Below are 3,406 nucleotides of genomic sequence, written 5' to 3' on the forward strand. Positions count from 1 at the left end.
GACTGGTATGGCGTCGGCGATACCGGGTCGATCGCGGGCGAAGGGCCCGAGCGCGAGGGGCTGTATGTCTGGGAGGACGCGCAATATCTCGAGTTGCTCGATATCGACAGTGGCCAGCCGGTCGGCGGTGGCGAGACCGGCGACATGGTGGTGACCTGCCTGTTCAAGGACGACGTCGCGCCGTGCATCCGATTCAACACGCACGATATCACGCACGAGCTGACCGGCAGCAACGCCACCGGCATGGCGTTCAAGCGGATCGCGGGGTTCAAGGGGCGCAGCGACAACATGGTCAAGCTGCGCGGTATCAACGTGTTTCCGCACGCCATCGGCGCGTTGATCGAAAACCGCGCCGATCTGACCGGCGAATTTGTCTGCCGAATGACGCGCGATCCGGCCAGCCAGCGCGATGACATGACCGTGACGCTCGAAAGCCGGGGCGGTACGGATCCAGACCAGATCGCCGCGCTGCTGCGGCAGGGACTGGGTGTCGAGGTGACGGTGGCGCTGGTCGCGCCGGGGCAGACGGCCGCGCAGACCCAGATCGACGTGCGGCAAAAGCCGATCCGGCTGATTGACGAGAGGGGGTTGTGAGGGGTTGGGTATCCCAATCCTCCCCCAGCTTGCCTGGGGGAGGGGGACCATCCGCAGGATGGTGGGGGGGCAGATGCGCTCCTTCAGCACTCGTTTGCAGCGCTCCAGGGAAGAGCCCCTCCACCGTCGACCTGCGGCCGCCGGTCCCCCTCCCCGAGCAAGCTCGGGGAGGATTTTGATGATACTCGATCCCTTCAACGCATTTGTCGAACACGCGCCCGATGCTCTGTCGGGCCGCGGGCCACTGTCTGGCATCACCATCGGCATAAAGGCCAACATCGCAGTCAAGGGTCTGCACTGGACCGCAGGCATGGCGCTGTTCCGCGACCGGATCGCCACTGAGGACGCCGAGGTCGTCGCCCGGCTGCGTGCCGCAGGTGCGGTCATCTCCGGCATGCTCACCATGGAGGAAGCCGCGCTCGGCGCGAAGACCGACAACCCCTGGTTTGGGCAGGTGCACAACCCACACGCCCACGGCTTCACCCCCGGCGGCTCGTCGGGCGGCAGCGGCGCGGCGGTGGCAGCAAAGCTGTGCGATGCGGCGCTTGGCACCGATACCATGGGGTCGGTGCGCATTCCGGCGGCTTATTGCGGCGTTTATGGCTTCAAGCCCGCACAGACCGCCGTCTCCCAGCGCGGGCTGGAGTTCGCCGAACCATCGCTTGACAGCATCGGCCCGCTTGCGCGTTCGCTCGATTTGCTCGATCAAGTGGCGCGCGTCATCTCGGATGTGGGCGATGCGCCTGCCGCAAACGGCTGCGCGGTTCTGGCTGATCTCGGCGGGGTGGAGTGTCAATCTGCGGTGATCACAGCTTATAACCGGGCTAGCGCAGCAATGGGTGAGGTTGCCGACATCACCCTGCCGCATCGGTTGTCGCGGGTGCGCTATGCCGGGTTCATCAAGACGGTGCGCTTCATGGCGCAGCATTTTACCGATGCCGACCCCGCCTTGCTTTCCGATCACCTTAAACGCCTGATCGCCTATGGCCCGCGCCGGTCGGATGCCGACTGGGCCGAGGACCAGAGCGTGCTGGCCGACACCGCCGAGGCTTTGCGTCAGGCGGTTGCAACCCATGGCGTGCTGCTGCTGCCCACCGCGCCACAAACCGCCTTTGCCCATGCCGATGCCACGCCCTCCAACCAGGCGGATTTCACCTGCCTTGCCAACATCGCCGGGCTCGCCGCGCTCGCGCTGCCCGCCGGGTTTAGCGATTATGGCCTGCCGGTCGGGGTTCAGCTGATCGGTGCGCCCGGCTGTGAGGCCGCGCTGTTTGACCGCGCGCGTGCGCTCGATGCCAAGCTTTGCGCGTATCGCCCGCCGTTTTTCACGAAGGAGCCAAACCCATGAAGATCATCGTGCTGTTCAACTTAAGGCCCGGCGTCTCGGTCAGCGAATATGAAGATTGGGCGCGAAACCAAGATTTTCCAGCCGTCAATGCGCTCGGTTCGGTCAACGCGTTTACCGTCCATAAGGCCACCGGGCTGTTCGGCTCGGACGGGACATCGCCCTACAGCCATATCGAGATCATCGATATCACCGACATGGACGCCTTCGTCGCGGACATCAGCACGCCCGAATTCCAGGCAATGGCCGCACCGTTTCAGCAATATGCTGACAACCCGCAGTTCATCCTCACCGAGGACCTGTGATGCGCCGCTTCGAAGGCAAGACCATCGTTGTCACCGGCTCCGGCAAGCACAAGGGGCTGGGTCAGGCGATCTTGCAGCGCTTTGCCGATGAGGGCGCACACTGTGTGGTGTCCGATGTGGTGATCGATGCCGAGGCCGAAGAGGTCGCCGCTGAGCTGCGCGCGCGGGGAGCGAAGGTCGAAACCATCGCCTGCAATGTCGCCGATGCCGCGCAGTGCGCCGCGCTGGTCGATGGCGCGCGCTCCGCGTTCGGCGCGGTCGATGTGTTCGTCAACAATGCCGGCATCGGCTTCATGATGAAACCGCTGCTCGATGTCGATCCGGCGGACTGGGACAAGGTGCTCGCCGTGAACCTGTCGGGCGCATTCTATTGCACGCAGGTTGCGGCCAGGGCGATGATTGCGGGCGCGCGCGGCGGGCGGATCATCAACATCGCCAGCCAGGCGGCGAAGACCGGCTTTCCGCACCTGCCCGCCTATGTCAGTTCCAAGCACGGCATGGTCGGATTGACCCGCGCCAGCGCGGTGGAGCTGGGCGCGCACGGCATTACCGTCAACGCGGTTTGCCCCAACCACGTCACCACCGGCCTCGGCGCGCAGCAGAATGCATATTTCTCAAAGTTGCTCGGCTTTGCCAGCGTCGAGGCGTATCTTGCCAACATGAAGGCGAAGAACCCGATGGGCCGACCGGGCCTTGCCAGCGACACGGCGTCCGCCTGCGCCTGGCTGGCGAGCGACGATGCGGTGTATGTCACTGGTGAGGCGCTGAACGTAAGCGGCGGCGAGGAGATGCATTGACGTAAACCTCCTATCCCCTTGTGGGAGAGGAAACGAAGCCTTGCGAGCTTGCTCGCCAGGCGCAGTTGGAGAGGGGGGGGCGTGCGAACACAAGCGCTGCCTCACCCTCTCCCAGCTACGACTAGGCAGCACGCTGCCAAGTCTGCGCAACCCTCTCCCGTCAAGGGAGAGGGGTATGGAGAAGAGGTGAGATGTTCGAAGAACGCATCGACTGGCCAAACGGTGCCAAGCTGGCGTTGAGCGTCGTCGTCAACGTCGAGGAAGGCAGCGAGATGACCGTCGCGCGCGGCGACCGGGGGATGGAGCCGGTCGACGAGCTGGGCGTGCACGTCAAATCGCCGATCCGCAACTATGGCAACGAAAGC

Annotated in this window: 4 protein-coding genes; all 4 read left to right on the plus strand. The window is 64.7% G+C overall.

The features are described from left to right. On the plus strand, positions 1 to 594 hold a 594-nt coding region (locus tag ACEW8G_RS14565), incomplete at its 5' end, for a phenylacetate--CoA ligase family protein (protein ID WP_373489123.1). Between the two features lie 178 nt (positions 595 to 772). Then, complete coding sequence (locus tag ACEW8G_RS14570) at positions 773 to 1,942, plus strand: amidase (RefSeq protein WP_373489124.1); 1,170 nt, start codon at positions 773 to 775, stop codon at positions 1,940 to 1,942. Beyond that, the gene (locus ACEW8G_RS14575) at positions 1,939 to 2,244 is read left to right on the plus strand and encodes an REDY-like protein HapK (RefSeq protein WP_373489125.1); all 306 of its coding nucleotides are present in this window, start codon (positions 1,939 to 1,941) and stop codon (positions 2,242 to 2,244) included. Before ACEW8G_RS14570 ends, ACEW8G_RS14575 begins: the two co-directional genes overlap by 4 nt. Beyond that, positions 2,244 to 3,041, plus strand: coding sequence for an SDR family NAD(P)-dependent oxidoreductase (locus ACEW8G_RS14580; protein ID WP_373489126.1), 798 nt, complete (start codon positions 2,244 to 2,246; stop codon positions 3,039 to 3,041). Before ACEW8G_RS14575 ends, ACEW8G_RS14580 begins: the two co-directional genes overlap by 1 nt. Positions 3,042 to 3,406: the final 365 nt, after the last annotated feature.

The sequence above is a fragment of the Blastomonas sp. genome (assembly GCF_041747255.1).
Classification (GTDB): domain Bacteria; phylum Pseudomonadota; class Alphaproteobacteria; order Sphingomonadales; family Sphingomonadaceae; genus Blastomonas.